At 66.2% G+C, this 5329-nt stretch carries 5 protein-coding genes; 1 reads left to right on the top strand and 4 read right to left on the bottom strand.

Features of this window, described 5'->3' with window-relative positions; translation table 11 throughout:
* The coding region (locus ACRDUX_RS14985) for a MarR family winged helix-turn-helix transcriptional regulator (RefSeq protein WP_526414811.1) at positions 1-277 on the top strand (277 nt) is incomplete at its 5' end.
* Here the strand turns inward: ACRDUX_RS14985 and phoU are convergent.
* The 4 genes from phoU to ACRDUX_RS14965 form a co-directional block, all read right to left on the bottom strand.
* Positions 271-939 carry a phosphate signaling complex protein PhoU gene (phoU, locus tag ACRDUX_RS14980; RefSeq protein ID WP_526414810.1) on the bottom strand — a complete coding sequence of 223 codons (669 nt, stop codon included), beginning with the start codon at positions 937-939 and terminating at the stop codon, positions 271-273. The genes ACRDUX_RS14985 and phoU overlap by 7 nt on opposite strands.
* A 91-nt stretch (positions 940-1030) precedes the next feature.
* A complete protein-coding gene (locus ACRDUX_RS14975; protein WP_526414809.1) occupies positions 1031-3019 on the bottom strand; it encodes an LCP family protein in 1989 nt (662 codons plus the stop codon).
* A 228-nt stretch (positions 3020-3247) separates the two neighbouring features.
* Positions 3248-4429: a tRNA dihydrouridine synthase DusB gene (dusB, locus tag ACRDUX_RS14970; RefSeq protein ID WP_526414812.1), complete on the bottom strand. Its 1182-nt coding sequence runs from the start codon at positions 4427-4429 to the stop codon at positions 3248-3250.
* On the bottom strand, positions 4417-5329 hold a 913-nt coding region (locus ACRDUX_RS14965; RefSeq protein WP_526414808.1), incomplete at its 5' end, for an acyl-ACP desaturase. The genes dusB and ACRDUX_RS14965, both read right to left, overlap by 13 nt.

Raw genomic sequence — 5329 nt, 5'->3', positions numbered from 1 at the left:
GTTGAAGGGCACGGTGTCCAAGCACGTCCAGCGACTGGTGGAGGCCGGCCTGGTTGAGCGCATACCGCTCCCGGGGAACCGGAAGGAGGTCGAGCTGGCGCTCACCGCAGACGGCGACCTGGTGTGCGGCGCACACCAGCAACTGCACGACGAGATGGCCCGCGGGCTGCACGACTTTCTGCAGGCCTACAGCAACGCCGACTTAGGCGTGGTCGCGAAGGTGCTGCGAGATCTGCTGTCGGCGCGACGGGACGGGGTGAGGATTACCCGTCACTGAGCGGCGGGGACCGCTTCCTCGTCCGGGAACCGGCCGGTGACCTGGAAGATGACGCGACGGGCGACCTCGACCGCGTGGTCGGCGAAGCGTTCGTAGAACCTACTCAGAAGGGTGACGTCGACTGCCGCGGTGACGCCGTGCTTCCACTCGCGGTCCATCAACACCGAGAACAGGTGGCGGTGGAGGTCGTCCATCGCGTCGTCCTCTTCGCGGATGCGCGCAGCCTTCTCCGGGTCTCTGGTGACCAGCACCTCTTGTGCGCTGTTTCCGAGATCGACTGCCACCCGGCCCATTTCGGCGAAGTAACCGTTCACTTCCTCGGGAAGGGTGTGCTGCGGATGCCGGCGACGCGCAATCTTGGCGACGTGAAGCGCGAGGGCGCCCATCCGGTCGACGTCTGCGACGATCTGGATCGAGCTGACGATCGCACGAAGGTCACCCGCGACCGGAGCCTGCAATGCCAGCAGGACGAACGCTGCTTCCTCGGCACGCCCGCTCATCGCGGCGATGTGTTCGTGGTCGGTGATGACCTGTTCGGCCAGGACGAGGTCGGCTTGCAGCAGAGCCTGGGTCGCGCGTTCCATCGCGGCGCCGGCAAGCCCGCACATCTCGCCGAGCTGGTCCGTCAGTGCAGCCAGCTGCTCGTGGTAAGCGGTACGCATGTCTCAAGCCTACGGTCTGTACGCCAAGATCGTCACGACCTCGATGGTGAACGAAAGGTGAATGCCACCTGCCGCGATGGTGCTCAGGACGTCATTCGCAGGTGGTATCGGCGGCGTTGGTGACCGTCAGGTCCTCCGGGAGGTGGGTGCTCGAGCCGCCACTGTCGTGAAGCACGTGTACCTGCACTGATGATCCGCTGGGTTCCGGCGCGCTGACCTGGTTGAAGTCGGAGCCGAGCACCACCTGGATGACGTCACCGATACCGGACGCGCGCTCGATCGTCGACGTCTTGAACGACGAGGCCACGGTGGCGGCGGCCTGCTCGTTGCCGGCGGAGAAGAACACCGTCGTCGAGTCCAGCGGGCCGGGGTAGTCGTCCGGTGTCTCGACGTTGAAGCCATGCTGCTGGAGTTCGCTTGCCGCGGTCGAGGCCAGGCCGTTCTCGCCGGTGGAGTTGGAAACCCGAACGGTGATGTCACCGGGGTTGGTGGTGACCGCATTGACGAGTTCGCCGGTGGCGTCGGCCGGAGCGGGCGCGGAGCTGGTGGCCTCGGGTGTCTCGGGAACCGGGGTGTTGTCGGCGTTCTTCTCCTCCGGCAGCGGATCGTCGTTGATGATCGCGTCGAACAGCGACCGCGTGTCGTCGGTGCGGGGGACCTCGTTGCCGTACTCGTCGGCGTATCCGACCGTCGGGATGGTGACGAAGGTGATGCGGCCCGCGTTCACGCCCTGAACGGACTGGCCGAGGTCGACGAGGTCCTTGGTCTGGATGTTGTCGACGTAGCTGTCGTTGATGAACATGTTGACGACGTTGTTCAGCTTGTTGAGGCTGAAGAAGGTGTCCTTGGAGATCAGCGACCGCAACAGCGAGGACAGGAACAGCTGCTGGCGTTTGATGCGTCCGTAGTCGCCGTTGGTCTCCGTGGTGACCTGGCGGGCGCGCACGTACTGCAGGGCCGTGTGGCCGTCGATGACCTGACGGCCTGCGCTCGCGAGCACGGTGCCGAGTTCGTAGTCCTGCAGCGGCGTGGTGCTGCATACCTCGACGCCACCGAGAGCGTCGACCATCGTCGCAAAGCCCGCGAAGTCGACCGCCATGAACCGGTTGACCGATAGACCCGACAGCTTCTGGATGACCTTCACCAGACACTTCGGGCCGCCGACGGCGTAGGCGGAGTTCAACTTGGTCTCGGTGTAGACCTTCTCCATCCCGTACATCGGCGACTCTTCGTCGGTGATCGGACCGTAGGCGCCCGTGTCCGCGTTCCATGGCTCGCACTGCATGGGCGTGATCGACAGGTCGCGCGGAAATGACACGGCGACAACGCGTTTGCGGTTGGCCGGGATGTTGACCAGCATGATGGTGTCCGACCGCGCACCCGCAGCGTCGTCGGTGGTGCCCGCGCCCATGTCGCTGTTCGCGCCGATGCGGCTGTCGACGCCGACGATGAGGAAGTTCTCGTCACCGTACTGAGCGCTGGGGTCCAGGATGTCCCGCGAGTCCGGGTCCAGTGCCGCCACTTTGTTGAGGTTGTTGTTCTTCGTCGCCTGCCATTGCCACGCCGCGCCGGTCATGGCGAGCGCCAGCACCGCGATCAGCGCCGCCGCCACGCGACCGGCGACCATCGCCGTTCGCCGACCGCGGTGCGATGCGAGCTTGACGGGCTCCGCGGCCGCGCCGACCCGCTCGGGAAGCGCCGGATCGCTGAGGTGTTCCGTCAGGATCGGCAGCTCCGACGCATGGGCGGGCACGACTGGGATGACTTCGGTGTCGGGATCCTGCTCGACGATCGGAGGACGGCGTCGCCTCGGCTCGTCCCTGGTCTGATCGGGGACCGACCCGGACACCTTGGCGATCAGGTCGGCAACCGTCACTCCGTCGGTGTGGCTGCCCCCAACGGGTGACGCGGAAGGTTCGGGGTCGGGCGCGTCGTCTCTGGAGATGCGTCCGCGTTCCCACGGCGCGGCGCCTGGTATTGACCGCGCGGATCGGGTAAGCCAGGGAGGGTCCGGCTTGTCGGCCGCGTCGGGCTTGTTTGGAGACCGACGACCGGGGGCGGCGTTGTCGCCGTCACTCATGTCTCACCGGCCTCCGACTGTCATGGTCGTCGCGCCCTCGGCGCAGAAATCGTGATCGTGCTTCTAGTTCTTTAGCAGCACGTGCGGGACTCCGCCAGTCGAAGCCCGTCGTAGTGAAGTCCCATCGTACTGAGATACTCCGGGACGGAGCCAGTCCTAGGAGATGTCAGTGCCATCTCGGCGCCATCTCGGTGAAGTCTCGGCGACGGGTCGGCTACCGAGATGAAGTCAACCTCCGGAATGCATGACGTCGGCACCGGATGGCACCGTGCAGTCGTCGGGATCGGTCAGCCACCCCTCGGGAAGCGTCACCGAACCGGGGGACCCCTGCCGACCCCTCGGGCCCTCTGCCGCACTGGGGAACGGCACGTCGGGGTCGAGCTGAGACAGCAGTTCGTCGAGTTCGGCCAACGTCTTGACCAGTGCCAATGCGCGCCGAAGATCGGAACCGGCGGGGAAGCCGTGCAGGTACCAGGCGACGTGCTTGCGGATGTCGCGCATGCCCTTGTCCTCGCCGAAGTGGTCGGCGAGGAGCTCGCCGTGGCGCCGGGCGATGTCGGCGACCTCGCCCAGTGTCGGCGGCGTGGGTGGCTCGCTGCCGGTGAACGCCGCGGACAGTTCGGCAAACAGCCACGGCCGGCCGAGGCAGCCACGGCCGATGACGACTCCGTCACATCCGGTGGCGGTCATCATGGCCAATGCGTCGCCCGCGTCGAAGATGTCGCCGTTGCCGAGAACGGGAATGTCGGTGACGTGCTGCTTCAGCTGGGCGATCTGGTCCCAGTCGGCGCTGCCGGAGTAGCGCTGCGCGGCAGTGCGGGCGTGCAACGCGATCGCGGCGGCACCCTCCTCGGCGGCGATCCGGCCTGCGTCCAGATGGGTGTGGTGGGCGTCGTCGATGCCGATGCGGAACTTCACGGTGACCGGGATGCCGGTGCCCGCCGTGGCGCGGACCGCGGCCGCCACGATCTGGCCGAAGAGCTTGCGCTTGTACGGAAGCGCGGCGCCCCCGCCCCGACGCGTGACCTTGGGTACGGGACAGCCGAAGTTCATGTCGATGTGGTCGGCCATGTCCTCGTCGACGATCATCTTGGCCGCCGCGTAGGTGGTCTCGGGATCGACGGTGTAGAGCTGCAGCGACCGCGGCGACTCGTCAGGGCCGAAGGTCGTCATGTGCAGCGTGCTGGCGTTTCGCTCGACGAGCGCACGAGCCGTGACCATCTCGCATACGTACAGGCCGCTGACGGTGCCCGCGCGGGCGAGTTCGAGCTCGCGGCACAGGGTGCGGAAGGCGACGTTCGTGACTCCGGCCATCGGGGCGAGCACGACGGGACTGCGCAACGCGATCGGCCCGATCTGCAGAGCAGACCGGGCCGACGCTTCAGCTTTGGGCTCGGCTAAGACGCTGATGTCGACACCAAGAGGTTCTTCATGGCCTTCTTCTCGGCCACCTTGCGCTCGCGCTCCATGCGACGTTCCTTGGCTACCTCGAACTTCTCGCAGGTTTCCTCGAGTTCCTCGACCAGCTTGCCGAGGTCGTCGCGCATCTCCGCGGCCTCACCGGTGAAGTCCTCACGCTCGAAGATGCGCCACTTCTTCAGCACGGGCATCACCACGTCGTCGAGATGGATTCGGGGGTCGTACACGCCGCCGACGGCGATGATGACTGCCTTGCGACGGAACTCGGGCACCGTGTACCCGGGCATCTTGAAGTTGCGCAGCACCCGGTGCAGCGATTTCATCGCCTGGTTGGGGGCCATGTCCAGGCCGGCAGCGCTGACGTCGCGGTAGAAGATCATGTGCAGGTTCTCGTCGGCCGACACCCGCTGCAGCAGCTGGTCGGCGATGGTCTCGTTGCATGCCTTGCCGGTGTTGCGGTGCGACACCCGGGTGGCCAGCTCCTGGAAGGTCACGTAGATGACCGAGTCGAAGAGAGTCTCGGCGAACATGTCGCCCTGGTTGCCCTGGCCTGGGCTGAAGCCACGGGTGACCTGCTCGAGGCGCAGTTCCTCGAGTTCCACGGGATCGATCGAGCGGGTGACGACGAGGTAGTCGCGCAGCGCGATGCCGTGGCGGTTCTCCTCGGTGGTCCAGCGGTTGACCCAGAAGCCCCACGGGCCGTCCATGCTGAAGTTCATCGCGATCTCGCGGTGGTACGAGGGCAGGTTGTCCTCGGTCAGGAGGTTCTGCAGCATCGACACCTGCGCGACCTCGGACAGAACCGACTGTCCGGGTTCCCAGTCCTGGCCGCCGAGGGCGTAGTAGTTCTTGCCGTCCGACCACGGGATGTAGTCGTGCGGATTCCAGTCC

This window comes from Mycobacterium sp. (assembly GCF_050701675.1).
Taxonomy (GTDB): Bacteria; Actinomycetota; Actinomycetes; order Mycobacteriales; family Mycobacteriaceae; genus Mycobacterium.
This window is presented reverse-complemented; position numbering and strand designations above follow the sequence as displayed.

Coding starts and splice junctions, on each gene's coding strand:
- phoU (WP_526414810.1), bottom strand. CDS start 939: ATGCGTACCGCTTACCACGAGCAGCTGGCTGCACTGACGGACCAGCTC.
- ACRDUX_RS14975 (WP_526414809.1), bottom strand. CDS start 3,019: ATGAGTGACGGCGACAACGCCGCCCCCGGTCGTCGGTCTCCAAACAAG.